We start from the raw sequence: 25608 nt of genomic DNA, 5'->3' as shown, positions 1-25608 counted from the left end.
GTGCCAAGGCGCGGGAAAGTCGCATAAAAAATCCGATGCTCAAAACAAGCATCGGATTTTCGTTTCAGCGCGCAGAAGGTCAAGCTGTAGCGCTTAACTGACTGGCATTAGGCCTCGGCCTCCCTTTTTTGTACCTACGGATGTCATCCAGGCTCAGTGCCGCCGCTCTGGCTTGCAGCTCGCCGCCCCGGAATCAGCTCACAGCCTGCCACCGCCCCTCTGTGCCGATGGTCTCAGCTTGGCTAAACTGCCGGCTTTAACCGGATAAAAGAGCACACCATGGGCCTGTTCCGCCTGCTGTTCTGGGTTGCCGTGATCTTCGCCGCAATCTGGATCTGGCGTCGCTTCATCAGCAAAGCCAAACCTACTCGCCCCACCGAGGACGCCGCAGCCCCCATGGTGCGATGCGAGAACTGCGGCGTGCATATTCCCAAGACCCAGGCACTGAGCCAGGATCAGCGCTGGTACTGCAGCCAGAAACACCTTGAGCAAGGCCCACACACCGGTGATCGCTGACACCAGCGTACAGAACAGCAAACAAGGGCAGCGCATCCTCAGGCTCTATCACTTCTATCGCCTGACCATCGGCCTGGCGCTGATCCTGCTGATTTCCAGCAACCTCGACGAGCAGTTGCTGGACGTCGTGCATATCGAGCTATTTCGCACCGGCAGCTGGGTCTACCTGATCCTCAACATCTTCATCGCCGTGCTGGTGCAAAAGCCCAAGCACCTGGTGCAGCTGTTCAGCCTGGCGCTGGTCGACGTGATCTTTCTCTCGGCCCTGTTCTACGCAGCCGGCGGCACGCCCAGCGGCATCGGCAACCTGCTGGTGGTCGCCGTGGCCATCGCCAATATCCTGCTGCGCGGCCGCATCGGCCTGCTGATCGCCGCCATTGCCGCGATGGCGCTGATCTACCTGACCTTCTATCTCAGCCTCAGCCGCCCCGCCGCCGCCGCGCAGTACGTACAAGCAGGCGCCCTCGGTGCGTTGTGCTTCGCCGGCGCCCTGTTCATCCAGGGCATCACACGCCGTCTGCAGGTAAGCGAGAGCCTGGCCGAACAACGTGCGGCCGATGTAGCCAATCTGGAAGAGCTCAACGAGCAGATCCTGCAGCGTATGCGCACCGGTATCCTCGTGCTCGACACCCAACATCGGGTGCTGCTGACCAACCAGGGCGCAAAGCAGTTGCTCGGGCGCGGTGAACTGACCGGAAAGATCATCGATCCGCACTGCCCCGAACTGGTCAAGCGTCTGCAGCAGTGGCTGCACAACCCAACCCTGCGCCCGGACAGCCTGCAGGCCCAGGTCGACGGGCCGGTGCTACAGCCCAGCTTCATTTCCCTTCAGCGCGGTGACCAGCAGCACACCCTGGTGTTTCTCGATGACATCTCGCAGATCGCCCAGCAGGCGCAACAGCTCAAGCTGGCCTCGCTCGGCCGCCTGACTGCCGGCATCGCCCATGAGATTCGCAACCCGCTCGGCGCCATCAGCCACGCCGCGCAATTGCTGCAGGAGTCGGAAGACCTGCAAGGTCCCGATCAACGCCTGGCGCAGATCATTCAGGACCATTCCAAGCGCATGAACCTGGTGATCGAGAACGTCCTGCAGCTGTCGCGGCGACGCCAGGCCGAACCGCAACTGCTCGATCTGAAGTACTGGCTGCACCGTTTCGCCAGCGAATTCCGCAGCTCGGCGCCCGCTGACCGGCAGATCCACCTGGAAACCCAGGCCGGCAGTTTGCAGACGCGCATGGATCCACACCAGCTGACCCAGGTGCTGACCAACCTGGTGCAGAACGGCCTGCGCTACAGCGCCCAGCAGCACCGACTCGGCCAGGTCTGGCTGCGCCTGTTCCGTGACGAAACCAGCGACCTGCCGGTACTGGAAGTGCTCGACGACGGGCCCGGCGTACCGCCCGAGCAGGAGCAGCACATCTTCGAGCCCTTCTACACCACCGAGAACAAGGGCACCGGCCTCGGCCTGTATATTTCCCGCGAGCTATGCCAGAGCAACCAGGCCCGCCTCGACTATAAACCTCGTGAAGGGGGCGGCAGCTGCTTCCGCATCACCTTCGCCCATCCGCGCAAACTGAGCTGAACATGAACCGTCAGAGAGCCCTGATCGTCGACGACGAACCCGATATCCGCGAACTGCTGGAAATCACCCTCGGACGCATGAAGCTGGACACCCGCAGCGCCCGCAACGTCAAGGAAGCACGTGAGTGGCTGGCGCGCGAGCCTTTCGACCTGTGCCTGACCGACATGCGCCTGCCCGACGGTACCGGCCTGGATCTGGTGCAGTACATCCAGCAGCGCCATCCGCAGGTGCCGGTGGCGATGATCACCGCCTACGGCAGCCTGGATACCGCAATCAACTCCCTCAAGGCCGGGGCCTTCGACTTCCTCACCAAGCCGGTAGACCTCGGCCGGCTGCGCGAACTGGTGGCCACCGCCCTGCGCATTCGCTCGCCAGAAGGCGAGGAAACCCCGGTCGACAGCCGCCTGCTCGGTGACTCGCCACCGATGAAATCCCTGCGCAAGCAGATCCAGAAGCTCTCGCGCAGCCAGGCGCCGGTCTACATCAGCGGCGAATCGGGCAGCGGCAAGGAACTGGTGGCCCGTCTGATCCACGAACAGGGTCCGCGCGTCGAGCAGCCGTTCGTCCCGGTCAACTGCGGCGCCATCCCCTCGGAGCTGATGGAAAGCGAATTCTTCGGTCACAAGAAAGGCAGCTTCACCGGTGCTATCGAAGACAAGCAGGGCCTGTTCCAGGCCGCCAATGGCGGCACCCTGTTCCTCGACGAAGTCGCCGACCTGCCGCTGCCGATGCAGGTCAAACTGCTGCGCGCCATCCAGGAAAAGGCCGTGCGCGCTGTCGGTGGCCAGCAGGAAGTGGTGGTCGATGTGCGCATCCTCTGCGCCACCCACAAGGACCTGGCCGCCGAAGTTGCCGCCGGGCGTTTCCGCCAGGACCTCTACTATCGCCTCAACGTCATCGAACTGCGCGTACCGCCACTACGCGAGCGCCGCGAGGACATCGCCCAACTGGCCGAAGTCATGCTCGCGCGCCTGGCCGATGGCACCGGCCTGACAGCCGCCAAGCTGCACCCCGACGCGCTGGAAAAGCTGAAGAACTACCGCTTCCCGGGCAACGTGCGCGAGCTGGAGAACATGCTCGAACGCGCCTACACCCTCTGCGAGGACGATCAGATAACACCCAGCGATCTGCGCCTGGCCGACGCCAGCGGCCCAAGCAACGAAGGTGGCGAAGCCAGCCTGGCGCAGATCGACAACCTCGAGGACTACCTCGAGGACATCGAGCGCAAGCTGATCATGCAGGCCCTGGAAGAAACCCGTTGGAACCGCACCGCCGCGGCCCAGCGCCTGGGGCTGACCTTCCGCTCGATGCGCTACCGGTTGAAGAAGCTGGGCATCGACTGACGCCCAGCCGTCGGATCACCCAAGCCGCCCTGCCGGGGCATAAGGCGCCGGATCGATGATCGGCTCGCGCCCGAGCATCAGGTCGACCAACAACTGGCAGGAGGCCGGCGCCAACACCAGACCATTGCGGAAATGCCCGCAATTGAGCCAAAGCCCAGGATGCGAAGGCAGCTCGCCGATAAAGGGAACGCCTTCCGGCGAGCCGGGCCGCAAACCGGCCCAGTGCCCCACCACTTCGGCGTCCTTGAGCGCAGGCAGCAACTCCTCAGCCGAAGCCTTGAGGCTGGCCAGCGCGCTGTCGGTCGGCGTCTTGTCGAAGCCGGAGTACTCCAGCGTGCTGCCGACCAGAATATGGCCGTCGCGCCGCGGTATCGCATAACGCCCCTTGGCCAGCACCATGCTCGGCAGAAAATCCTCGGCGCACTTGTAAAGGATCATCTGCCCCTTCACCGGCTCGACCGGCAGCTCCAGCCCAAGCGTATTGAGCAACGCTCCACTCCAGGCACCGGCAGCGAGCACTACGCGATCAGCGCGAATCTCGCCGTCGGCCGTAGTCACTCCGCGAATCCGCCCGCCGTCCTGAACAAACCCGGTGACTGGACAATGCTCACGCAACTCCACACTCGGCATGGCCGCCAAAGCGGCTCGCAACGCCTTGACCAACCTGGGGTTACGCACATTGGCCACGCCCGGCATATGAATGGCGCGCTTGAAACCACCACCCAGAACAGGCACCTGCTGATAAGCCTCAGCGATATCCACCTCAAACAACTCGCGCCCCTGACGCCGAGCCCAGGCCAGCGCCTCGGCCTCGTCATCCAGATCCAGCCAATACAGCCCGGTGACATGCACTTCTGGGTCGATCCCGGTCTCGTCCAGCAGTCGACGCCCGAACCCCGGATAGTAATCCTGAGACCAGTGCGCCAATGCACTGACCGCAGAGCTGTAGCGCCAAGGATAGAGTGGCGAAACGATACCTCCGCCAGCCCAGGAGGATTCGCGGCCAGCCTGGCTGCGCTCGATCAGCAACACCCGTTTGCCAGCAAGTGCTAACCGATAAGCCGACAACAGGCCAATAGCCCCACCACCTACAACAATGACATCCACCACTACGACACACCTCATACGTGGATGACCGACCTTGACAGTGAAGCCTCACGAGCTAAACAGAAAAGGCAGGCCAGGAGGCCGTCGATCATACGTACAAAAGGACTTGAGCGATGAATCCAGATCAACAGAGGGCGTATAGCCTGGTCGAGCTACTGATCACCCTGGCCATTCTTGGCATCGTCGTGACCATTGTCATACCTGGCTTCAGCAACCATGTGCAGCAAACCCGGCAGAGTACCCAAGTGGATGAAATGCTAGCTGTTCTGTACTTCTCCCGTGGCGAAGCGGTTAGCAGGCGTACCACGGTCAGCCTCTGCGATGACATGGAAAGCTGCAATAGCAAACGCTGGCAGGGTCAACTTGTGGTATTCGTCGACAGCAACCAAAACGGACGACTGGACGAAGGGGAGATCGTGTTACGCACACTGCAAATCGCCCCGTCGTACAGCTGGCACTGGTCCAACTTCCGTAGCCAGAACCATATCGCCTTCAAATCAAACGGCATGACTCACAGCCTCAACGGTACCTTCACACTGTGTCGCGAGAACACGGCAGAGCGCGCCATTGTGATCAACGTCGCAGGTAGAGCGAGACTTGAATCTCCACCTGACGATGGCCGCTGCGAATGAACGACCACTCAGCCGGACGAACCAACCGGATATCCCTCTGCGCCTGTCTTGGCAAACTGCAAATTGCGATCATTTGCTGGCCGAAAACCAGCGAGACTCGCCATGCGCCTTACCCGAGGCTTCACTTTGATCGAATTGATGGTAACGCTTGCCGTATTGGCAGTCGTGATAAGCATTGCCGCGCCCTCCTTCAGCAACATCCTGCAGGAAAACCGCACCCTGTCTCTCACCAATGAGCTGCAAGGCGCGCTGCAACTGGCGCGCTCCGAGGCGGTGAATCGGCGCAAGGACATCACCATCTGTCGTCGCAACGCCGCCGGTAATGGCTGCCAGAACGGTACCGACTGGGCAGGCGGCTGGATCATCATGGCAGGCAATGTTGTTATCAAAAGCTGGGATGGCGTGGCCAGCATGGCCGTTGCAGGCCCTGATACAGGCCTGACCTTCAGGCCAAACGGTATGACTTCGGCAGCGGCGGCTACCGTATTTTCCGTCAACGCCAGCACTTGCATAGACCAGCAGAAACGCCGCCTAGAGGTTTCCGTTATTGGCACAACCAGCACAACCAAGGTGAACTGCTCATGACAGGATTGACCCATCGTGCGCAAATAGGCGCGACCCTGATCGAAGTGCTGGTGGCGATCGTAGTGCTCTCCATTGGCCTGCTCGGCCTGGCCGGCCTGCAGGCGACCAGCATCCAAGCCAACCAGGGAGCCTATTATCGTTCTCAGGCCTCGATATTAGCAGCAGATATCACTGATCGCATGCGTGCAAATCGCAAAGCAGCCCAGGCTGGCGCCTACAACCTCAGCGCCCTTACCAGCGCCTATACGGCAACGACAACTCGCAAGGATAAGGACTTGAGTGAATGGATTCCCCTTGTCGCGAAACTGCCCAACGGCAAGGCCCGTATAGAAAGAGACAACGCTACCGGCCTCGTGACCATCACCATCAATTGGGACGAAAGCCGTAGCGCGATCAAGAAGGCCGATGGCACCGCGGCAGATGCAACCGCCAATTTCGTTTACCGAACAGAGATATGAGAATGCGCACAGCCTATTTACAACGCGGCCTTTCGCTTATCGAGCTGATGATCGCGATGGCTCTAAGCCTGCTGCTAATGCTGGGCGTACTGCAGATCTTCCTGTCCAGCAAGCAAACTTACGCGGCCAATAGCGCACTGTCCCGGGTGCAGGAAAGCGGTCGTTTCGCGATGGATTTCATTACCTATGATCTGCGCAATGCGGGATACAAGGGCGAGTGTTTTACCGATGCAGTCGGCAGTTCGACTGATGACCGGCTGAATATCAATAATGCGATAAAAGGCTGGGAAGCGCAGACTGGTCTGCCAACCTGGCCCGAGAATATTGGCACCAATAAAGAAGTGGGCACTGACAGCATACTGATCAAACATGCGGCAACCAGTGCTGGGGCTTTGGGCACTACAGATATTCCTGTCAATGCTTCGAGCATTACTATGGCCAGTACCAACGGTGAGGCCAAGGAAACCAACGTACTGATCAGCAACGCACTAGGTTGCGACATGTTCCTGAGCGGCAATGTCACGGCGACCGCAATCATCAAAGACAGTAGCGGAAACCTCAGCCGATCCTATACACCAGCCATCACCAAAGTATTGGTATTTCAAAGTAACCAGTACTACGTCAGGAAGGGAGAAAACGGCAAGCCTCCCTCACTCTGGCGGACTAGCTGGCGGAAAGGCACCAGCACTCCCTTGACGATGGAGTTGATCGAGGGTGTTCAAGATCTGCAGTTCGAATATGGCATCAGCACTGGTATTGGCGAAAACCGTGCAATCGCCAATACCGCGTTCGTAAAAGCCAACGCGGTAACCGACTGGAATAATGTGGCAGCAGTAAAGGTACGACTCCTCGCGCTTAGTAACGAAGCCAATATATCACCCGACCTTCAGGTTTATGACCGGGAAAAGGGTTTGATTTGCAAGAAGGGTGACAGCACCTGCACTGCCGCCAACAGCATCGATATTCCCGATCGCCGACTTGGCCAAGTTTTCACGGCCGTCGTAAGCCTGCGCAATAAATTGCCATGAACAGGGGCCCGTTTATGAATACCAGAAAACAAGACGGGGCCATTTTGATAGTGGCATTGATCATGTTGCTGCTCGTCACCATTATCGGTCTGGCCAGCATGCGCGGTACCTCGCTGCAGGAGCGCATGGCCGGCAACCTTCGCGACCAAGAGTTGGCGTTACAAGCCGCAGAAGCGGCTCTGCGCAGGGGCGAAGCCCGTGTAACGACTAAATTCGAAGCCAATACCCTCAGCACCCTCTCGGTTGCGGATGAAAATGGCAGCTATGCCTCCTTTCCAGGCGTCGCCAAAGATCCAACCTACACCCTCAGGCAACTGGCTACCCTGCGCACCAGTACCGAAGTTGGAGTACCGACCGACGAGGAAGGCACCATCGTGCGCATCACGGCCACGGGCTATGGCATGGCCCAGGATGCTGCCAATACCCCCAGCACGACGAGCGAACTGAGCTCCGTATTTCTGGTTGAACAATGAAGCGCCCAGCCCTTCTCCGAATTTCACGTGGAGCACCCACAATGAATCGTTTTGCGATGACATTCAAAGCAGCTAAAACAGCAACAGCTTTTCTGCTGACCAGCGGAATATTGGTTTCCGCTCCGGCCTATTCCGCCGAGGTATCGCAAGTTCCTTTGTTGTTGGGCGGCGGCAGCGTACCCGGTAACCTGGCACTGGTCCCTTCGGTCGAGTGGCCAACATTGGTCAGCGTGGCGAATCTGGGAAGCTACAGCTCGGCAAATACCTACGTAGGCTACTTCGATCCGCTCAAGTGTTATTTGTACGACAAGGCCAACGAGCGGTTCTACCCCAACAGGGTCAATACCACACGCACCTGCGGCGGCGCCAAGGAGTGGAGCGGCAACTTCCTGAACTGGGCAGCGACTCCGACTATCGACCCTTTCCGCAGCGCGCTTACTGGTGGCTACCGAGTAGTTGATCAGGACGGCCTGACCGTACTGAGCAAGTCACGCAACCCCGGCTATGACGCTGGCAACCGTCTGAATAACAGCCAAGGTTTGGTACCCAAGGCAGAGATTCCCGGAGCCACACCAGGTGGCTCCGACTGGGACAATTTCTATGTTTACCAGCAGGGCATGGAAACCTACATCCACATTTCCAACTGGAACGACAAGCTGGGCAACGCTTCGTGGCAGACACCGGAACAGACTGACTATGACCCCGGCAACAGCCGGCAATGGACCAACGCGGGCAAACTGCGCACCCTCTATTATCCGAACGGCAATACCAATTCGCAGTATAAGACCGTTTATAAAGTCCGGATTCAGGTTGAGGTATGTGTTCCAGGCATGTTGGAAGCCAACTGCAAACAGTACCCGAACGGCAACTACAAGCCGGAAGGACTCTTGCAACAATATGCAGGCACCCTGAGGTACAGCGCCTTCGGCTACCTCAACGATTCGACGTCTACCCGCGATGGTGGTGTCCTGCGGGCGAACCAGAAATTCATTGGTAATACGAAGATCACCCCCAACGTTGGCGAGGAGAGCAACGCCGCAGCCAGAGAATGGGACCCGCAAACAGGAATACAAGTCAGAAACCCGGACGGCATTACCAGTGCCATAGGCGTGAACATTGCTGACAGTGGAGTGTTGAACTACATCAACAAATTCGGCCAGCTGAATAGCAACAACTACAAGAGCGACGACCCGGTCAGCGAGCTCTACTACACCGCCATGCGCTATTTCAGGGGACTTGGCCCTGTTGCGGCCTACTCCAGCCAAAACGGCGCCAATACCAGTACACGCACACGTTGGGCAGACAATTTCCCAGTAATCACTACCTGGCAGGACCCCGTCCAGTACGCATGCCAGAAAAACGTGATCCTTGGTATCGGCGATGTCAATACGTGGAGGGACAAGAACCTGCCCGGAGCGACTAGTAGTTTTGAGGAACCGAGTAAACCTAGTGAAGTCAGTAGCGACACGGCACTCAATGACGATACGCCAATGGATGTTGTGCGCGCTACCCAGACGCTCTTCAATCTCGAGGGTATTACCACCAGCGCCTCGGCCCAAGACTTTACCGGGCGTGGCAACTCGGCTTATATCGCAGGGCTAGCCTATCTGGCCAATACCTCCGATATACGTCCAAGCATAGCGGGCAAGCAAACCATCTCCACTTTCTGGGTGGATGTGCGGGAAAATCAGTTCTTGGAACCAAAGAATAAGAACCAGTACTGGCTGGCAACTAAATATGGTGGTTTCAAAGTACCCGACAACTTTGGTGACCCCTACGCGCGAAGCACTGCGCTGCCAGAAGCCTGGTGGCACACCACTACGGACATGCTGGGTGATAACTACCCGCGCCCCGACAACTTTTTCGTCGCCAGCGATGCTACGCGCATGGTTGAAAGCCTGAAGATCGCTTTCGCGAAGATTGCAGAGGAAGTGAACAGCACCACTACCACTCTCGCAACCAACTCAACTCGCCTGGAAACCGATACTGCTGTGTTCCAGTCCTCACTGGACAGCAAGTTGTGGAGCGGCGACCTGCTGGCCAAAAAGGTCAACACCAATGGCACGGTTGAGGCAGATGCGGCTTGGAGCGCGGCAACTGCACTCGATGCAATGAGCACCGGTAACCGCAAGATTTTTACGCCGGTACCTCTGGTTAACGCCAGTACAGCCGGCGACGGCACGATCAGCACCAGCGCCACCGCATTCACTTGGAATAATGGAATAGGCAACGCTCTTAAAAACCTGCTTCACACAGACAGTGAGCGGACTGCAGGCGATGCAACCAACGCGGAGAGACGACTCGAATTCCTGCGTGGGGATCGTAGCCGGGAGCGCACTGCTTCAGATCAGAGCAAGCAATTTCGCCAGCGTGCGAGCCGTTTGGGCGACATCATCAACTCTGATCCTCAGTTCGTCGCAAATCAGGATTACGGCTACACTCGCCTGACGGGTAGCAGTTGGACAAGCGCGCGAAATGCTTACGCACAGTTCCGTAGCCATAATGCCAACCGCACACCCATGGTAGTGGTTGGCGCCAACGACGGCATGCTGCATGGCTTCAATGCCAGCATGGCGGAGAATGGTAATGGTGGTCAGGAGCTTTTCGCCTTTATTCCCAACGGCGTGTTTGCCAACTTGATCAACCTGACGAGCCCGACGTACTCCCACCGTTATTATGTAGACGGCACTCCGCGCGTTTCCGATGCCTGGCTGGGAAATAGCTGGAAAACCATCGTCGCCGGCACTACCGGGGCAGGGGGGCGCAGTGTGTTCGCTCTAGACATCACGGAGCCAACCAATATGTCGGCCAGTAAATTTCTCTGGGAATTCAGCCATCCGGATATGGGCGCACCGATTGGCCAACCAGCCATCGTGGCATTGCCCAACGGCAAGTTTTCGGTCGTAGTTACCAGCGGCTACTGGAGCACCGAGCAGAGCACGGCGAAAATCTGGTTCCTTGACGCTGCCAACGGCAGCGTGCTGAGAACCATCACCCTCAATACCACTGGTGACCTGGGCTCTCCACTGCTGACGGACCTGGATGGTGATCAGGTGGCCGACCGTCTGTACGTTGGTGACACCAAAGGCAATCTGTGGCGCATCAATCTGAGTGATGGTAATGCCAGCAATTGGTCAACACCTAGCGCTCCGTTCTTTGTTGCCACTGACGGCAGCACCCGACAACCGATAACAGCCCCACTGGCATCGACCTTCAATGAAAAAGGTCAACACATGGTGCTGTTCGGCACAGGTTCCTACATGAACGTTGGCGACAATGAAATTTCCGACTCGCCGCCCATGCAGAGCTTCTACGCGATCATTGATGACGGCACCACCGTAACCAGATCCCAATTGCTCGCTCAGGAGATTCTCTCGGAAGTCCAAGCCAATAACTTCCAGGGGCGCGCGCTCAGCAACAACAACCTGACCAACCAGAAAGGCTGGTATTTGGATTTGGCATGGAAAGCTAGCCGTGGCGGCGCAGGGGCTAAAGGTGAGCGGGTAATTTCCAAGGCCACATTGCGTTCGGACAGGGTCATCTTCACCAGCATGACGCCGTCGCGAGACCCCTGTAAGGCAGGTGGTACAAGCTGGGTCATGGCGCTGAATCTCTCCAGCGGGTCTCGGCTCAATTACACCTACTTCGATACCAACAACGACGGCAGCCTGAGTGAGGCTGACAACATCACCATAGGAGATGAGAAAATTCCTGTTTCCGGGATCTCTGACCCTGATATCGGCGTGATCAAAGGCGCTACCCCTCTCTACCGATGGCTGTGCTATGCAGGCTCAGCGGGAGCCGCACCGCAATGCATTATGGTTGCAGGGTCACAACGCTATGGACGCCATGCCTGGCAGGAATCGCGATGACAGCTACTCAACCTCGTACGCACACAAGAGATAAGTGCAATGAACAGGAATAAAGGGTTCACCTTAATCGAACTGATGATCGCGGTTGCCGTCATTGGCATTCTCGCGGCGATCGCGTACCCGTCTTACCAAGAACATGTGCGCAAAGGCAAAAGGGCCGATGCGCAGGCTGCCCTTATGGAGCTCTCCCATTTTATGGAGCGCTACTACACAGCCAACGGTAAATATCTTAAAGCTGACGGCACTAAACCAGACTTGCCTTTTACAAAAGCCCCGAAAGACGGTGCAGCAGAAAATTACGGGCTCACTTTGAGCGCGGTGGATGCATTCAGCTACACGCTCACAGCTACCGCAAAAAACTCAATGGCAGACGACAAATGCGGAAATCTAACGCTGACAAACACCGGCGTCAAAAACAGCAGCAAAGGAAATATGGCAGACTGTTGGCGACGCTAGAGCAAAACAATCACCCATATCGTGGCAACCAGATTGAGCCGTAGGACCTACTGCTTGCCTGTTACTGCGTCTCGCAGCTTCTTCAGCTTGGCTGAAGAAGCTGTTCGTGTCGTTCCTAATCATGAGGCACGATCTAAACTTGCTTCACCCGCAACTCCTTCGGCATGGAGAACGTAATGTTCTCTGGCCTACCGTCCAGCTCCGTCTCTCCTTCTGCGCCCCAAGCACGTAACTGATCGACAACCCCGAGCACCAGCACTTCCGGCGCGGAAGCACCCGCAGTAATGCCGATACCTTTCACCCCCTCGAACCACTCGAGTTTGAGGTCTTCGGCGCCATCGATCAGGTAAGCCGGAGTCCCCATGCGTTCGGCCAGCTCACGCAGGCGGTTGGAGTTGGAGCTGTTCGGGCTGCCGACCACCAGCAGTACATCGCACTCGCTGGCCAATTGTTTGACCGCGTCCTGGCGGTTTTGCGTGGCGTAGCAGATATCGTCCTTGCGCGGGCCGCCAATGGCGGGGAACTTGGCGCGCAGGGCGTCGATCACTTTGCTGGTGTCATCCATGGACAAGGTGGTCTGGGTGACGAATGCCAGGTTCTCGGGGTTGCGCACCTGCAGTTCGGCGACGTCGGCCTCATCCTCGACCAGGTATATGGCGCCGCCATTACTGGCGTCATACTGCCCCATGGTGCCTTCGACTTCCGGGTGGCCCTCGTGACCGATCAGGATGCACTCGCGCCCTTCCCGGCTGTAGCGCACCACTTCCATATGCACCTTGGTCACCAGCGGGCAGGTGGCGTCGAATACCTTGAGGCCACGCCTGGCCGCCTCGTCGCGCACGGCCTTGGAGACGCCGTGAGCACTGAAGATGACGATGACGTCATCCGGCACCTGATCCAGCTCTTCGACGAATACCGCGCCGCGGGCGCGCAGGTCCTCGACCACGAACTTGTTGTGCACCACTTCATGGCGCACGTAGATCGGCGGACCGAAGACTTCCAGCGCGCGGTTGACGATTTCGATGGCGCGATCGACGCCGGCGCAGAAGCCACGGGGATTGGCGAGTTTGATAAGCATGTTGATTGTCTCGATTTACACCGCACATTGAATGCAGAGTGATTCAAAGGCTCAAGGATATTCTTGGCGAGAATGAAGGACGCTGACCACTTCTATGCACTCGGCCGCCACCCTGTAGACCAAGACATAGTTGGGATGGGCGACCAGCTCGCGAGTGCCGGGAACCCGACCGGAACGATACAGATAGGGGTGTTCAGCCAACGGCAAGACGGCAGATTCAAGGTAATTCTTAAGCTGCCTGGCAGCCTGTGGGGCTTCATCAGCGATATAACGGATGATTTCCGCCAAGTCGGCTCTGGCGCTATCGCGCCAGATGATTGGCAACATCAGCCACGGCCTCGCTGCCGAGCTTCAGCCTGAACAATGATGGCTTCCATTTCTGCCATCACTTGGTCATGCGGAACACCAGGACGCGAGTCATCCAAAGACTCCTTTACCTTGCGGCGAAACCAGCGATCATGACTATCCGCCTGCTCCTGCGTCTCGAACTCCGACACGATAGGGGAAAGTTGCACACTCATAAGGGCGGCCTCCGTGTTAGAGGTTCAGTCTACACCGCATCCAGCGCCTTGACCTCGATGATTTCCACATCGAACTGCAGCGTCTTGCCGGCCAACGGATGGTTGAAGTCGATGGTGACCTGCTTGTCGTCGAACGCCTTGACCACGCCCGGCAGCTCGGCATTGGCGGCGTCGTTGAAGATCACCAGCAGGCCTTCGGAAAGCTCCATGCCGTCGAACTGGCTGCGCGGCATGATCTGCACGTTCTGTGGATTGGGCTGGCCGAAGCCCTGCTCCGGCTGCACCTGCACGCTGCGCTTGTCGCCGGCCTTGAAGCCGTAAAGCGCCTGTTCGAAACCGGGCAGCAGGTTGCCGTCGCCGACCCTGAAGGTTGCCGGTTGCTTGTCGAAGGTACTGTCGACCACATCGCCGTTTTCCAGCTTGAGGGCGAAATGCAGGGTCACTTCCCTGTCCGGACCGATGCGTACGTCTGTCATTGCGCAGCCTCCTTCGCGGACTTGTCGCTCTTGAACATATCCAGCGCCAGCAGGATGGCGCCGATGGTGATGAAGGTGTCGGCCAGGTTGAACGCCGGGAAGAACCAGCGGCTCTGCCAGTGCACCAGGATGAAGTCGACCACGTGGCCCAGCACCACGCGGTCATAAAGGTTACCCAGCGCGCCGCCCAGAACCATAGCCAGCGCCACGGCCAGCAACGTCTCGTGACGCTTGAGACGCTTGAGCCAGACCACTAGCACGACGCTGACGACGATGGCGATGGCGGCGAAGAACCAACGCTGCCAGCCGGCGGCATCGGCCAGGAAGCTGAATGCCGCGCCGGTGTTGTAGGCCAGGGTCCAGTCGAAGTAACCCGGTATGACTTCGATACGCTGATACATGCTCAGCGTGCCCTCGAAGATGTCCTTGGTCACCCGGTCGACCACCAGGATCAGCACGCTCAGCACCAACCAGGGCAGATGCCCGAAACGCGAGGACTCAGGCATGCTTGCGCACCTCTCCCTCGCCTTCGATGTTGCTCACGCAACGGCCGCACAGCTCCGGATGTTCAGCATGGCTGCCGACGTCGGCGCGGAAGTGCCAGCAACGGCCGCACTTGGCGTGGGCGGACTTGAGAATCTTCAGCTTCAGGCCCTCGACCTCGGTCACCACCGCATCGGCCGGCGCATCGGCCAGCGGCGCGGTCTGCGCCGCCGAGGTGATCAGGGCGAAACGCAGCTCGTCGCCGAGCCTGGCCAGGTCGGCCTGCTTGGCGTCGTCGCAGAACAGGGTGACCTCGGCCTGCAGGCTGGCACCGATGGCCTTGGCTGTGCGCAGGTTCTCCAGCTCCTTGTTGACCGCAGCCTTGACCTCCATGACCCGGTCCCAGTAGGCACGATCCAGCTCGAAGCCTTCCGGCAGACGCTGCAGACCGGCGTACCAGGTGTTGAGCATCACTGATTCGTTGCGCTCGCCCGGCAGGAACTGCCAGATTTCCTCGGCGGTAAAGGCCAGGATCGGCGCAATCCAGCGCACAAGCGCCTCGCTGATATGGAACAGCGCGCTCTGGCAGGAGCGACGCGCCACGCTGTCGGCGGCGGTGGTGTACTGGCGGTCCTTGATGATGTCCAGGTAGAAGCCGCCCAGCTCCTGCACGCAGAAGTTGTGCACCTTGGAGTAGACGTTCCAGAAGCGGTAGTCGGCGTAGGCCTCGATGATCTCTTCCTGCAGGCGCAGCGCCGCGTCGACGGCCCAGCGGTCGAGGTCGAGCATCTGCTCGGGCTGCAGCAGGTCCTTGGCCGGATCGAAACCGTTGAGGTTGGCCAGCATGAAGCGCGCAGTGTTGCGGATGCGGCGGTAGGCATCGGCGCTGCGCTGCAGGATCACCTTGGACACCGCCATCTCGCCGGAGTAGTCGGTGGACGCGACCCACAGGCGCATGATGTCGGCGCCCAGGCTGTCGTTGACCTCCTGCGGCGCAACCACGTTACCCAGCGACTTGGACATCTTGCGGCCGTTCTCGTCGACCACGAAGCCATGGGTCAGCAGTGCCTTGTACGGCGCGTGACCGTCGATGGCGCTGCCGGTCAGCAGGGACGAGTGGAACCAGCCGCGGTGCTGGTCCGAACCTTCCAGGTACAGGTCGGCGCGCGGGCCGGTGGTGTGGCCGAGGCCGTGCGAGCCACGCAGCACATGCCAGTGGGTGGTACCGGAGTCGAACCAGACGTCGAGAGTGTCGTTGATCTTGTCGTAGTCAGCTGCCTCAGCGCCCAGCAGGTCGGCAGCGTCGAGTTTGAACCAGGCTTCGATGCCCTCTTGCTCGACACGCTTGGCGACTTCCTCCATCAGCTCGACGGTGCGCGGGTGCAGCTCGCCGGTGGCCTTGTGCAGGAAGAACGGGATCGGCACGCCCCAGTTGCGCTGACGCGAGATGCACCAGTCCGGCCGGCCGGCGATCATGCTGTGCAGGCGCGCCTGGCCCCAGGCCGGGACGAACTGGGTCTGCTCGATGGCGGCCAGCGCACGCTCACGCAGGGGCGCACCTTGCTTCGGCTGGGTATCCATGCCGACGAACCATTGTGCGGTGGCGCGGTAGATCAGCGGCGTCTTGTGGCGCCAGCAGTGCATGTAGCTGTGCTGGATCGGCTGGTGCTTGAGCAGCGCGCCGACTTCGGCCAGCTTCTCGACGATGGCCGGGTTGGCCTTCCAGATGAACTGGCCGCCGAAGAACGGCAGATCCGCGGTGTACACGCCATTGCTCTGCACCGGGCTGAGAATGTCGTCGTTGCTCATGCCGTAAGCTTTGCAGGTGCGGAAGTCGTCCTCACCATAAGCCGGCGCCGAGTGGACGATACCGGTACCGGCGCCCAGCTCGACGTACTCGGCCAGGTACACCGGCGAGAAACGCTCGTAGAACGGATGGCGGAAGCGGATCAGATCCAGTGCGGCGCCCTGCGCGGTGGCGATTACTTGACCTTGCAGGCCGTAACGCTGCAGGCAGGATTCAACCAGTTCTTCAGCCAGCAGCAGCAGGCGCTCGCCGGTGTCGACCAGGGCATAGGTAAATTCCGGGTGGACGTTGAGCGCCTGGTTGGCCGGGATGGTCCAGGGCGTAGTGGTCCAGATGACGATGGCGGTCGGCTTGCTCAGCTCGCTGAGGCCAAAGGCGGCGGCCAGCTTGTCTGCATCTTCGATGGGGAAGGCAACGTCGATGGCATCGGACTTCTTGTCCTGATACTCCACCTCGGCTTCGGCCAACGCCGAGCCGCAGTCGAAGCACCAGTTCACCGGCTTCAGGCCCTTGAACACGAAGCCCTGCTTGACCATCTCGGCCAGGGCGCGGATCTCGCCGGCCTCGTTGGCAAAGTCCATGGTCTTGTACGGATTGTCCCAGTCACCCAGCACACCGAGGCGGATGAAGTCGGCCTTCTGCCCTTCGATCTGCTCGCTGGCGTAGGTGCGGCAGCGCTCGCGGGTCAGGTCCGCCGGCTGGTTCTTGCCGAAGGTGGTTTCGACCTTGTGCTCGATCGGCAGGCCGTGGCAGTCCCAACCCGGCACGTAGGGCGCGTCGAAGCCGGCCAGGGTCTTGGAGCGGGTGATGATGTCCTTGAGGATCTTGTTCACCGCATGACCGATGTGGATGCTGCCGTTGGCATAGGGCGGGCCGTCGTGCAGGACGAACTTCGGCCGATTTTCGCCAATCTTGCGCAGCTTGCTATACAGGCCAATCTCGTTCCAACGCTGCAGGGTCTGCGGCTCGCGTTGCGGCAGGCCGGCCTTCATCGGGAACTGGGTATCGGGCAGGTTCAGCGTGGCTTTGTAGTCGGTCATTTCGGGCTCTTCATCAGCGGGTGGCTCTGCCAATATTCACGGGCAGCGGCGATATCGGCGGCAATCGCCGCCTTCAAGGCCTCCAGCGAGGCGAAACGCTGCTCATCACGCAGCTTGTGGTGGAAAGCCACCGAGAGACGCCGGCCATACAGATCGCCGGCAAAATCCAGAAGGTGCACTTCCAGATGGGCGCTGCCGTCACCGGCAACGCTGGGGCGCACGCCGATATTGGCGACGCCCGGTTGAATCACGCCATCGATTTCGCAGCTCACCAGATACACGCCGGTCAGCGGCACCTTGCGCCGCTTGAGCTGGATGTTGGCAGTGGGCGCATCGAGCTGGCGGCCGAGCTTCTGCCCGTGCAACACCCGCCCGGCGATGCGAAACGGCCGGCCGAGCAAGGCTTCAGCAAGTTTGAAATCGCCATCGGCCAGCGCCTGGCGCACGCGTGTGCTGCTGACCCGGCCACCGAGCACTTCGACGGTGGTCGAGGCATCGACGCTGAAGCCGTAACGCTGGCCGGCGGCCTGGAGAAATTCGAAATCCCCTGCACGGTCGCAGCCGAAGCGGAAATCGTCGCCGATCTCCAGATCCTTCACGCCCAGGCCTTCGACCAGCACACGCTGGACGAACTCGGCGGCCGACAACTCGCGCAGGCGGCGGTTGAAGGCCAGGCACAGCACCAGGTCGACGCCTTCGCCGGCCAGCAGGGCAAGCTTGTCACGCAGGCGAGTCAGACGCGCCGGCGCCGTGTCCGGGCCGAAGAACTCACGCGGCTGCGGCTCGAAAATCACCACGCAGCTGGGCACGGCCAACTCCGCCGCGCGCTCACGCAAGCGCGCCAGGATGGCCTGGTGCCCACGATGAACGCCGTCGAAATTACCGATGGTGACCACACAGCCCCGCGCCTGGGGCTGCAGGTTATGAAGACCTCGAACCAGCTGCATAGCACGCTTCTTGTTCACAAAGTGGCCGATTATACGCACAGCACGCCATGCACAACAGGCATCGTGACGCCTGGAACCGCTACAAGGCCCGCCGGGCAAAATCGCGCGGACGAAAGCCCAATATCAGCAGCATGCCGAAGTAGGCGACCAGCCCAGCCGCTACCAACGCGCCGAGACGCAACAGGCGTACGAGCATCTCCCCTTCTGCCCAGGCGGGCATGACCTTCAGCAGCCCCAGCAACACCGCGACCATCACCGCCACCGCGACCACCAGCTTGAGCAGAAACAGTCCCCAGCCCGGCAGCGGCTGGAAGATAGCGGCGCGGCGCAGTTGCCAGTACAGCAGGCCGGCATTCAGGCAAGCCGCCAGACTGATCGCCAGCGCCAGGCCGACGTGCGCCATGCCCAGGCCAAAGACGAACAGCGCATTCATCACCTGGGTCGCCAGCAGGCTGACCACGGCGATGCGTACCGGTGTCTTGATGTTCTGCTGGGCATAAAAGCCTGGCGCGAGGATCTTGATCAGAATCAACGCCAGCAAGCCGACCGAGTAAGCTACCAGCGCCCGCTGGGTCATCAGCGCATCCTCTGCACCGAACTTGCCATACTGGAACAGCGACACCACCAGCGGCTCGGCGAGAATCGCCAGCGCCAACGTGCAGGGCAGCACCAACAGAAAGCACAGGCGCAGCCCCCAATCGAGCAGACGACGGTACTCGTCGCGATTCTTGCTGGCATAGGTCTTGGAGAGTGCCGGCAGCAAGATGGTGCCCAGCGCCACGCCCAGCACACCTGAGGGCAGCTCCATCAGACGGTCGGCGTAATACATCCAGGACACAGAGCCAGCTACCAGGAAGGAGGCGAATATCGTGTTGATGATCAGCGAAATCTGGCTCACCGAGACGCCGAAGATCGCTGGCCCCATCTGCTTGAGCACGCGCCAGACCCCCAGATCACCGAAACTCAGGCGCGGCAGCACCAGCATGCCGATCTTTTTAAGGTGCGGCAGTTGCCAGAGCAATTGCGCCAGGCCGCCGACCAGCACCGCCCAGCCCAGCGCCATGATCGGCGGGTCGAAATAAGGTGTCAGAAACAACGCGAAAACGATCATGCTGACGTTGAGCAGCGTCGGCACGAACGCCGGCACCGAAAAACGGTTCCAGGTGTTGAGAATGGCGCCCGCCAGCGATGACAGGGAGATCAGCAATATATAAGGAAAGGTCACCCGCAGCAGATCGACGGTCAGCTCGAAGCGCTCGGCCTCATCGGCAAAACCCGGCGCCGTGGCCCAGACTATCCAGGGCGCTGCGAGCACGCCGATGGCCGTGACCAGCGCCAGCACCAGGGTCAGCAACCCTGATACATAAGCAATGAAGGTGCGCGTAGCCTCCTCGCCCTGCTGCATCTTGTACTCAGCCAGAATCGGTACGAAGGCCTGAGAGAATGCCCCTTCGGCAAAAATACGGCGCAGCAGATTGGGCAGCTTGAAGGCCACCACGAAGGCGTCCGACGCCACTCCAGCCCCGAAGGTGCGGGCGATGATGGTGTCGCGCACGAACCCCAGCACGCGCGAAACCATGGTCAGTGAACTGACGGCAGCCAGGGACTTGAGGAGATTCATGGGGTATTTCGGCTTCCATAAAGAGGTGCAGTAGCGGACAATCCGCCGCCCAACGAAGGCGTCGAGTGTAGCGAGCCACCACTGGTCAGGCCAGCACAGGAAAGCGTCATCAGACTTGACAGCAGGCAGATGGATCGGCATGATTCGCGGCCTTATTTGTCGTAACCCCCCAGTTTTCGAGGAGCTTGACGGTGGCCAACTCACCTTCTGCCAAAAAACGCGCCAAACAGGCTGAGAAGCGCCGTAGCCATAACGCCAGCCTGCGCTCGATGGTTCGTACTTACATCAAGAACGTAGTCAAGGCTATTGCTGCCAAAGATCTCGAGCTTGCCAAAACCGCTTACACTGCAGCTGTTCCGGTCATCGACCGCATGGCTGACAAAGGCATCATCCACAAGAACAAAGCCGCTCGTCACAAGAGCCGCCTGAACGCGCACATCAAGGCGCTGGGTGAAGCTGCTGCCGCTTAATCGCGACAGGTTCTTGAAAAACCGGCCCTGGTGGCCGGTTTTTTATTGCCCTAAATTCAAGTCCGCAGCCGTGCAGCCATGAAAAATGCCCGCCTCCTTGCGGAATGCGGGCATTTCTCGAAAACAGCGAAAATCAGCCGCGAGCAGCCTTGATCACCTCGATGTAAGGCTCGGCATTGCGCTGATCCTGAATCAGCGCGATGAAATCATTACCCTGTGCATCGGTGGCCGAGAGATCGTAGCCTTCGGCGACGAAGAAACCCACGAAACGCTCGAAGTCATCGATACGCAGACCGCGATAAGCCTTGACCAGCTTGTGCAGCGAAGGCGGCGTGGCGTCCGCTGGCTCCACCGCAAGGAACAGCTTGATCGAGTCGTCGCTGATTTCTTCACCAATCACCTGCTTCTTGTCTTTACGCATCGCCCGCTCCCGCCAGCATTACAGAGGGCCGGCAGTCTAACGCCGAGCCGCGCGCGGCTCAACGCGCAGCCGGGCAGGCTAACACGCGATCAATCGACACAACAGCCGACCTAGGTCATGCCGCGCCCGACGAACTGGCTCCTATAATGCGCCAAGCCATTAGGGAGCCAGCATGTCACGTCTATCGTTGCCGCTGTTCGCCGCCTGGCGCCAGACCCTGCGCGCGGGCTACTCCTGGAAGGCCCTACGCGGCGACCTGAGCGCCGGCCTGACGGTGGGCATCATTGCCATTCCACTGGCCATGGCGCTGGCTATTGCCGTGGGCGTGGCACCGCAGCACGGCCTCTACACCGTGCTGATCGCTGCACCACTGATCGCCCTGTGCGGCGGCTCGCGCTTCAATATTTCCGGCCCCACCGCCGCCTTCGTGGTGATCCTGCTGCCGATCACCCAGCAGTACGGTCTCGGCGGCTTGCTGCTTTGTACGCTGATGGCTGGCGTGATCCTGATCACCCTGGGGCTGCTACGCGCCGGACGCCTGATCGAGTTTGTGCCTTATCCGGTAACACTGGGCTTTACCGCCGGCATTGGCATCGTCATTGCCGTTCTGCAGATCAAGGATCTGTTCGGCCTGCACCTGGCCGGCACATCCCAGCATCTTCTGGAACAGGTGAACCTGCTGATCCGCGCCTTGCCCAGCCTGCAGCCGGGCGACACGCTGGTCGGTATCGCTTGCCTGGCAACATTGCTGCTCTGGCCGCGCCTGGTGCCGAAGGTCCCCGCGCACCTGGTAGCCCTGGCGATGGGCGCGCTGCTAGCACTGGCCCTGGAGCGCCTGGGGCTGCCCGTGGCGACATTGGGCGAGCGCTTCAGCTATCAGCTCGACGGCATCGAATATCCCGGTATCCCGTCCTTCTTGCCGGATCTGGCGTTACCCTGGAACCTGCCGGGCGCCGACGGCCAACCCCTTGTATTGTCATTCGAGCTGATCCGCCGACTGCTGGCGCCGGCATTCGCCATCGCCATGCTCGGCGCCATCGAGTCATTGTTGTGCGCCGTCGTCGCCGACGGCATGACCGGCAGCAAGCATGACCCTAACGCCGAACTGATCGGCCAGGGCCTCGGCAACCTGGCCGCGCCGTTCTTTGGCGGCATCACCGCCACCGCTGCCATCGCCCGCACCGCCGCCAACGTCCGCGCCGGCGCTTTTTCCCCGCTGGCGGCATTGATTCACGCGGGCGTGGTGCTAGCGGCGATTCTGTTGCTCGCGCCGCTGTTCAGCTATCTGCCCATGGCCGCCCTGGCAGCACTGCTGCTGATGGTGGCGTGGAACATGAGCGAACCCCACCACGTCGTCCACACCCTGCGCATCGCCCCACGCAGCGATGTGCTGGTGCTGCTCACTTGCCTGGTACTAACGGTGCTGTTCGACATGGTGCTGGCCGTGGCCGTGGGCCTGCTGCTGGCGGCCGGCTTGTTCATCAAGCGCATGAGCGAGCTGACCGACACCGCGGCGCTGAATCGGCAGCAACGTCAGGCCTTGCTGGATCTGCCCGAGCACGTGCTGGCTTACGCCATTCGCGGCCCGCTGTTCTTTGGCGCGGCAGAAAAGGCGTTGAGCGTGCTGCGGCGTTTCACGCCGGGGGTGAAGATAGTCATCGTCGATATCAGCGCCGTGCCACTGCTGGACATGACGGCCATTGCCGCGCTGGACAACGTGCTGCGTGACTATCGCCAGCAGAATGTGGCACTGATTCTGAGCGGGCCAACGGCGCAGGTACGGCTGCAACTACGCCGCGCCGGCATTCACCGACGCGCCGGGCAATTGGCCTACGTGCACGATCTACCACAAGCGCGGGAGAAAGCCTTGCGCTGGCTGGATGACACAGCGCCAAAACCGCTAGCCGAATAGGCTCGCCTTGCGCACCGAGGAAATCAGGTGCGCGTAGCGCACCCTACGCGTTACAAGCGCTTACAGCCCCTTGACCGCGTAGATGCCAGCGGCGTTGCGCCAGTAGCCCTTGTAGTCCATGCCATAACCGAAGATGTAACGGTCAATGCACTGCAGGCCCACGTAATTGGCTTTCAGATCCGGACGCGCCTTGCGGTCATGCTCCTTGTCGATCAACACCGCGGTATGCACGGCACGTGCACCGGCATGGCGGCAGAAATCGATGATCGCACCGAGGGTGTGCCCTTCATCGAGGATGTCGTCGACGATCAGCACATCGCGGTCGATGAAGGAAACTTCCGGCTTGGCCTTCCAGAACAGTTCGCCACCGCTGGTTTCATTGCGATAACGGGTCGCGTGTAGATAGGACGCCTCGAGCGGGAAGTTCAGCTTGGTCAGCAGTTTGCCGGAGAAGATCAGGCCGCCGTTCATCACGCAGAACACCACCGGATTGCGCTCGGCCAGCTCGGCGTTGATCTGGCTGGCAACCCTGTCGATGGCCGCTTCCACCTCGGCTTCGGTGAACAGGCAGTCGGCTTCCGCCATGATTTGGCGAATGTGCGCGAGATCGGCGGACATGGTGTGCTCTCTCTTGATCGGACTGATGAATGGCGGCGAACAGCCTGAAAGCTGATCGAGCCGTCAAATAAAAGCGGGCAAAGGTACAGACCCGTGCAGCACTTGCCAAGTATCGACTGACCAGCGTAGCCGATGCACAGCGCAGGGCATCGTGACTCATCAGTCACCCACCACTTGGCATGAGCAATGCTTTAATCTAACGCGATTTTTCCCAGAGCCCCGTTGGAGATCCCAGCCCATGCCCACTCGCGAGATCCGCCACCCGCTGATCCGTCACAAGATCGGCCTGATGCGCCGCGCCGATATCAGCACCAAGAATTTCCGTGAGCTGGCCCAGGAAGTGGGCGCCCTGCTGACTTATGAGGCCACCAACGACTTGCCTCTGGAAGCCTACGACATCGAAGGCTGGGCGGGCACCGTTCAGGTAGAGAAGATCGCCGGCAAGAAGATCACCGTAGTCCCCATCCTGCGTGCCGGCATAGGCATGCTCGACGGCGTGCTCAGCCTGATTCCCGGTGCCAAGGTCAGCGCAGTGGGCGTGGCGCGCAACGAAGAGACGCTCGAAGCACACACCTATCTGGAAAAGCTCGCTCCGGAAATCGACTCGCGCCTGGCCCTGATCATCGACCCGATGCTGGCCACCGGTGGCTCGATGGTCGCCACCATCGACCTGCTGAAGAAGGCCGGCTGCAAGGACATTCGCGCCATGGTCCTGGTTGCCGCTCCCGAAGGCATCAAGGCAGTCGAGCAGGCTCATCCGGACGTGACCATCTTCACCGCCTCAATCGATCAGTGTCTGAACGAACACGGCTACATCATTCCGGGCCTGGGCGATGCCGGCGACAAGATCTTCGGCACCAAGCAAAAGGACGCCTGACATGTCGCAAACGGAATTCAACGATCCACTGTGGCGCCAGGGCATCTCCGGCGCACAGATGCTGTTCGTGGCCTTCGGCGCGCTGGTACTGATGCCGCTGATCACAGGCATGGACCCCAACGTCGCGCTGTTCACTGCCGGCATCGGTACCCTGCTGTTCCAACTGGTCACCAAGCGTCAGGTACCGGTGTTCCTGGCTTCGAGTTTTGCCTTCATCGCGCCGATCCTGGCAGCCAAGGGCGAGTTCGGCCTACCCGCCGTGATGGGGGGCGTGATCGCCGCCGGCCTGGTCTACATCCTGCTGTCAGCGCTGGTCAAACTGCGCGGCCCCAACTTCATCGACCGCCTGCTACCCCCCGTAGTGATCGCGCCCGTGATCATTTCCATCGGCCTGGCGCTGTCGCCGGTCGCGGTCAACATGGCCATGGGCAAGGCCGGTGATGGCAGTGTCGAGCTGGTGCCCTACAGCACCGCGATGATGATCTCGATGCCCGCTCTGATCACCACCCTGCTGGTCGCCGTGCTGGGCCGTGGCATCTTCCGCCTGGTGCCGATCCTGGCCGGCATCGCGGTCGGCTGCGCCATCGCTGCCGTGCTCGGGGTGATCGACACCAGCGCCGTTGAACAAGCCGCCTGGCTCGCCGTACCCAACTTCATCGCACCGGAACTGCACTGGGGCGCGATCCTGTACATGGTACCGGTCGCTCTGGCGCCAGCCATCGAGCACATCGGCGGCGTGGTCGCCATCGGCAACGTCACCGGCAAGAACTTCGTCAAGCAGCCCGGGCTGCACCGCACCCTGCTTGGCGATGGCCTCGCCACGTCGGCAGCCGGCCTGTTCGGCGGCCCACCCAACACCACCTACGCCGAAGTCACCGGTGCGGTGATGCTGACCAAGAGCTACAACCCGAAGATCATGACCTGGGCTGCGGTATTCGCCATCGCCCTGGCCTTCATCGGCAAGTTCGGCGTGGCCCTGCAGAGTATTCCGGTCCCGGTAATGGGCGGCATTCTGTGCCTCCTGTTCGGCTCCATCGCCGTGGTCGGCCTCAACACCCTGATTCGCCACCAGGTCGACCTTTCCGAAGCGCGCAACCTGATCATCGTTTCGGTGACCCTGGTATTCGGCATCGGCGGCATGGTCATCGGCGGCAAGGAATTCGCCCTGTCGGGGATTTCCCTGTGCGCCATAAGCGCGCTGCTGCTCAACCTGGTGCTGCCAGGTGGCGCAGGCTGGAAGAAGCGGGACGCGGAAGAAGCCTGATTACGCCGACCAATAAAAAGC

General features: G+C 60.4%; 25 protein-coding genes. 14 read left to right on the top strand and 11 right to left on the bottom strand.

Features of this window, described 5'->3' with window-relative positions:
• The first annotated feature begins 279 nt into the window (after positions 1–279).
• The 3 genes from ACNFCJ_RS18730 to ACNFCJ_RS18720 are packed head-to-tail and all read left to right on the top strand — an operon-like array spanning position 280 to position 3441.
• Positions 280–516, top strand: coding sequence for a PP0621 family protein (locus ACNFCJ_RS18730; RefSeq protein WP_099522406.1), 237 nt, complete (start codon positions 280–282; stop codon positions 514–516).
• A complete protein-coding gene (locus ACNFCJ_RS18725) occupies positions 506–2098 on the top strand; it encodes a sensor histidine kinase (protein WP_416772979.1) in 1593 nt (530 codons plus the stop codon). The genes ACNFCJ_RS18730 and ACNFCJ_RS18725 overlap by 11 nt, the downstream gene beginning before the upstream one ends.
• Before the next feature lie 2 nt (positions 2099–2100).
• Positions 2101–3441: a sigma-54-dependent transcriptional regulator gene (locus ACNFCJ_RS18720; RefSeq protein WP_416772974.1), complete on the top strand. Its 1341-nt coding sequence runs from the start codon at positions 2101–2103 to the stop codon at positions 3439–3441.
• 15 nt (positions 3442–3456) lie between these two features.
• On the opposite strand, the gene thiO is transcribed toward ACNFCJ_RS18720, so the two are convergent.
• Positions 3457–4566 carry a glycine oxidase ThiO gene (gene thiO, locus ACNFCJ_RS18715; protein ID WP_416772972.1) on the bottom strand — a complete coding sequence of 370 codons (1110 nt, stop codon included), beginning with the start codon at positions 4564–4566 and terminating at the stop codon, positions 3457–3459.
• A 95-nt stretch (positions 4567–4661) separates the two neighbouring features.
• Between thiO and ACNFCJ_RS18710 the strand changes: the two genes are divergently transcribed.
• From ACNFCJ_RS18710 to ACNFCJ_RS18680, 7 genes are all read left to right on the top strand, one after another.
• On the top strand, positions 4662–5180 hold the full coding sequence (locus tag ACNFCJ_RS18710; RefSeq protein WP_416772971.1) for a GspH/FimT family pseudopilin: 519 nt from the start codon (positions 4662–4664) through the stop codon (positions 5178–5180).
• A gap of 102 nt (positions 5181–5282) precedes the next feature.
• On the top strand, positions 5283–5765 hold the full coding sequence (locus ACNFCJ_RS18705; RefSeq protein WP_416772969.1) for a GspH/FimT family pseudopilin: 483 nt from the start codon (positions 5283–5285) through the stop codon (positions 5763–5765).
• Entirely contained in the window at positions 5762–6223 is a 462-nt protein-coding gene (gene pilV, locus ACNFCJ_RS18700; protein WP_003459409.1) for a type IV pilus modification protein PilV, read from the top strand. The genes ACNFCJ_RS18705 and pilV overlap by 4 nt, the downstream gene beginning before the upstream one ends.
• Positions 6224–6225: 2 nt before the next feature.
• Entirely contained in the window at positions 6226–7251 is a 1026-nt protein-coding gene (locus tag ACNFCJ_RS18695; RefSeq protein ID WP_416772967.1) for a PilW family protein, read from the top strand.
• Positions 7252–7265: 14 nt separating this feature from the next.
• The gene (locus tag ACNFCJ_RS18690; protein ID WP_003459401.1) at positions 7266–7724 is read left to right on the top strand and encodes a pilus assembly PilX family protein; all 459 of its coding nucleotides are present in this window, start codon (positions 7266–7268) and stop codon (positions 7722–7724) included.
• Between the two features lie 41 nt (positions 7725–7765).
• Positions 7766–11596, top strand: coding sequence for a pilus assembly protein (locus ACNFCJ_RS18685; protein ID WP_416772966.1), 3831 nt, complete (start codon positions 7766–7768; stop codon positions 11594–11596).
• A 39-nt stretch (positions 11597–11635) separates the two neighbouring features.
• Positions 11636–12052: a type IV pilin protein gene (locus tag ACNFCJ_RS18680; protein WP_003459398.1), complete on the top strand. Its 417-nt coding sequence runs from the start codon at positions 11636–11638 to the stop codon at positions 12050–12052.
• Positions 12053–12185: 133 nt separating this feature from the next.
• Here ACNFCJ_RS18680 and ispH read toward each other — a convergent pair whose 3' ends face one another.
• The 8 genes from ispH to murJ form a co-directional block, all read right to left on the bottom strand.
• A complete protein-coding gene (gene ispH, locus ACNFCJ_RS18675) occupies positions 12186–13130 on the bottom strand; it encodes a 4-hydroxy-3-methylbut-2-enyl diphosphate reductase (protein ID WP_416772964.1) in 945 nt (314 codons plus the stop codon).
• Positions 13131–13181: 51 nt separating this feature from the next.
• A complete protein-coding gene (locus ACNFCJ_RS18670) occupies positions 13182–13457 on the bottom strand; it encodes a type II toxin-antitoxin system mRNA interferase toxin, RelE/StbE family (protein ID WP_084341184.1) in 276 nt (91 codons plus the stop codon).
• Positions 13457–13651, bottom strand: coding sequence for a hypothetical protein (locus tag ACNFCJ_RS18665; protein ID WP_003459395.1), 195 nt, complete (start codon positions 13649–13651; stop codon positions 13457–13459). Before ACNFCJ_RS18665 ends, ACNFCJ_RS18670 begins: the two co-directional genes overlap by 1 nt.
• Positions 13652–13680: 29 nt before the next feature.
• Positions 13681–14127 (bottom strand): FKBP-type peptidyl-prolyl cis-trans isomerase, encoded by a 447-nt coding sequence (locus ACNFCJ_RS18660; RefSeq protein ID WP_416772961.1) that lies wholly within the window; start codon positions 14125–14127, stop codon positions 13681–13683.
• Positions 14124–14633: a signal peptidase II gene (gene lspA / locus ACNFCJ_RS18655; protein WP_416772959.1), complete on the bottom strand. Its 510-nt coding sequence runs from the start codon at positions 14631–14633 to the stop codon at positions 14124–14126. Before lspA ends, ACNFCJ_RS18660 begins: the two co-directional genes overlap by 4 nt.
• Positions 14626–17457, bottom strand: a complete 2832-nt coding sequence (ileS, locus tag ACNFCJ_RS18650; RefSeq protein ID WP_416772957.1) for an isoleucine--tRNA ligase — start codon at positions 17455–17457, stop codon at positions 14626–14628. The genes lspA and ileS overlap by 8 nt, the downstream gene beginning before the upstream one ends.
• Complete coding sequence (gene ribF / locus ACNFCJ_RS18645) at positions 17454–18404, bottom strand: bifunctional riboflavin kinase/FAD synthetase (protein WP_416772955.1); 951 nt, start codon at positions 18402–18404, stop codon at positions 17454–17456. The genes ileS and ribF overlap by 4 nt, the downstream gene beginning before the upstream one ends.
• Positions 18405–18483: 79 nt before the next feature.
• Positions 18484–20025, bottom strand: a complete 1542-nt coding sequence (gene murJ, locus ACNFCJ_RS18640; RefSeq protein WP_416772954.1) for a murein biosynthesis integral membrane protein MurJ — start codon at positions 20023–20025, stop codon at positions 18484–18486.
• 191 nt (positions 20026–20216) lie between these two features.
• Here murJ and rpsT point away from each other — a divergent pair, with 191 nt between their 5' ends.
• Positions 20217–20495 (top strand): 30S ribosomal protein S20, encoded by a 279-nt coding sequence (rpsT, locus tag ACNFCJ_RS18635; protein ID WP_003243036.1) that lies wholly within the window; start codon positions 20217–20219, stop codon positions 20493–20495.
• Between the two features lie 133 nt (positions 20496–20628).
• Here the strand turns inward: rpsT and ACNFCJ_RS18630 are convergent, their stop codons facing one another.
• Entirely contained in the window at positions 20629–20916 is a 288-nt protein-coding gene (locus tag ACNFCJ_RS18630) for a PA4642 family protein (RefSeq protein WP_092380120.1), read from the bottom strand.
• Positions 20917–21088: 172 nt separating this feature from the next.
• On the opposite strand from ACNFCJ_RS18630, the gene dauA reads away from it, so the two are divergent.
• Entirely contained in the window at positions 21089–22828 is a 1740-nt protein-coding gene (gene dauA, locus ACNFCJ_RS18625; protein WP_416772952.1) for a C4-dicarboxylic acid transporter DauA, read from the top strand.
• A gap of 60 nt (positions 22829–22888) precedes the next feature.
• Here dauA and ACNFCJ_RS18620 read toward each other — a convergent pair whose 3' ends face one another.
• Positions 22889–23446, bottom strand: coding sequence for a hypoxanthine-guanine phosphoribosyltransferase (locus tag ACNFCJ_RS18620; RefSeq protein ID WP_179575653.1), 558 nt, complete (start codon positions 23444–23446; stop codon positions 22889–22891).
• 238 nt (positions 23447–23684) lie between these two features.
• On the opposite strand from ACNFCJ_RS18620, the gene upp reads away from it, so the two are divergent.
• Both upp and ACNFCJ_RS18610 read left to right on the top strand, forming a co-directional pair.
• The gene (gene upp / locus ACNFCJ_RS18615; RefSeq protein WP_041977009.1) at positions 23685–24323 is read left to right on the top strand and encodes a uracil phosphoribosyltransferase; all 639 of its coding nucleotides are present in this window, start codon (positions 23685–23687) and stop codon (positions 24321–24323) included.
• 1 nt (position 24324) lies between these two features.
• Positions 24325–25587, top strand: a complete 1263-nt coding sequence (locus ACNFCJ_RS18610; protein WP_416772949.1) for a uracil-xanthine permease family protein — start codon at positions 24325–24327, stop codon at positions 25585–25587.
• Positions 25588–25608 lie beyond the last annotated feature (21 nt).

The organism is Pseudomonas sp. NY15364, from assembly GCF_048068235.1.
In the GTDB taxonomy this organism is placed as follows: domain Bacteria; phylum Pseudomonadota; class Gammaproteobacteria; order Pseudomonadales; family Pseudomonadaceae; genus Aquipseudomonas; species Aquipseudomonas mendocina_D.
This window is presented reverse-complemented; position numbering and strand designations above follow the sequence as displayed.

Coding starts and splice junctions, on each gene's coding strand:
- ACNFCJ_RS18730 (WP_099522406.1), top strand. CDS start 280: ATGGGCCTGTTCCGCCTGCTGTTCTGGGTTGCCGTGATCTTCGCCGCA.
- ACNFCJ_RS18720 (WP_416772974.1), top strand. CDS start 2,101: ATGAACCGTCAGAGAGCCCTGATCGTCGACGACGAACCCGATATCCGC.
- thiO (WP_416772972.1), bottom strand. CDS start 4,566: ATGAGGTGTGTCGTAGTGGTGGATGTCATTGTTGTAGGTGGTGGGGCT.
- ACNFCJ_RS18710 (WP_416772971.1), top strand. CDS start 4,662: ATGAATCCAGATCAACAGAGGGCGTATAGCCTGGTCGAGCTACTGATC.
- ACNFCJ_RS18705 (WP_416772969.1), top strand. CDS start 5,283: ATGCGCCTTACCCGAGGCTTCACTTTGATCGAATTGATGGTAACGCTT.
- pilV (WP_003459409.1), top strand. CDS start 5,762: ATGACAGGATTGACCCATCGTGCGCAAATAGGCGCGACCCTGATCGAA.
- ACNFCJ_RS18695 (WP_416772967.1), top strand. CDS start 6,226: ATGCGCACAGCCTATTTACAACGCGGCCTTTCGCTTATCGAGCTGATG.
- ACNFCJ_RS18690 (WP_003459401.1), top strand. CDS start 7,266: ATGAATACCAGAAAACAAGACGGGGCCATTTTGATAGTGGCATTGATC.
- ACNFCJ_RS18685 (WP_416772966.1), top strand. CDS start 7,766: ATGAATCGTTTTGCGATGACATTCAAAGCAGCTAAAACAGCAACAGCT.
- ACNFCJ_RS18680 (WP_003459398.1), top strand. CDS start 11,636: ATGAACAGGAATAAAGGGTTCACCTTAATCGAACTGATGATCGCGGTT.
- ispH (WP_416772964.1), bottom strand. CDS start 13,130: ATGCTTATCAAACTCGCCAATCCCCGTGGCTTCTGCGCCGGCGTCGAT.
- ACNFCJ_RS18670 (WP_084341184.1), bottom strand. CDS start 13,457: ATGTTGCCAATCATCTGGCGCGATAGCGCCAGAGCCGACTTGGCGGAA.
- ACNFCJ_RS18665 (WP_003459395.1), bottom strand. CDS start 13,651: ATGAGTGTGCAACTTTCCCCTATCGTGTCGGAGTTCGAGACGCAGGAG.
- ACNFCJ_RS18660 (WP_416772961.1), bottom strand. CDS start 14,127: ATGACAGACGTACGCATCGGTCCGGACAGGGAAGTGACCCTGCATTTC.
- lspA (WP_416772959.1), bottom strand. CDS start 14,633: ATGCCTGAGTCCTCGCGTTTCGGGCATCTGCCCTGGTTGGTGCTGAGC.
- ileS (WP_416772957.1), bottom strand. CDS start 17,457: ATGACCGACTACAAAGCCACGCTGAACCTGCCCGATACCCAGTTCCCG.
- ribF (WP_416772955.1), bottom strand. CDS start 18,404: ATGCAGCTGGTTCGAGGTCTTCATAACCTGCAGCCCCAGGCGCGGGGC.
- murJ (WP_416772954.1), bottom strand. CDS start 20,025: ATGAATCTCCTCAAGTCCCTGGCTGCCGTCAGTTCACTGACCATGGTT.
- ACNFCJ_RS18630 (WP_092380120.1), bottom strand. CDS start 20,916: ATGCGTAAAGACAAGAAGCAGGTGATTGGTGAAGAAATCAGCGACGAC.
- dauA (WP_416772952.1), top strand. CDS start 21,089: ATGTCACGTCTATCGTTGCCGCTGTTCGCCGCCTGGCGCCAGACCCTG.
- ACNFCJ_RS18620 (WP_179575653.1), bottom strand. CDS start 23,446: ATGTCCGCCGATCTCGCGCACATTCGCCAAATCATGGCGGAAGCCGAC.
- upp (WP_041977009.1), top strand. CDS start 23,685: ATGCCCACTCGCGAGATCCGCCACCCGCTGATCCGTCACAAGATCGGC.
- ACNFCJ_RS18610 (WP_416772949.1), top strand. CDS start 24,325: ATGTCGCAAACGGAATTCAACGATCCACTGTGGCGCCAGGGCATCTCC.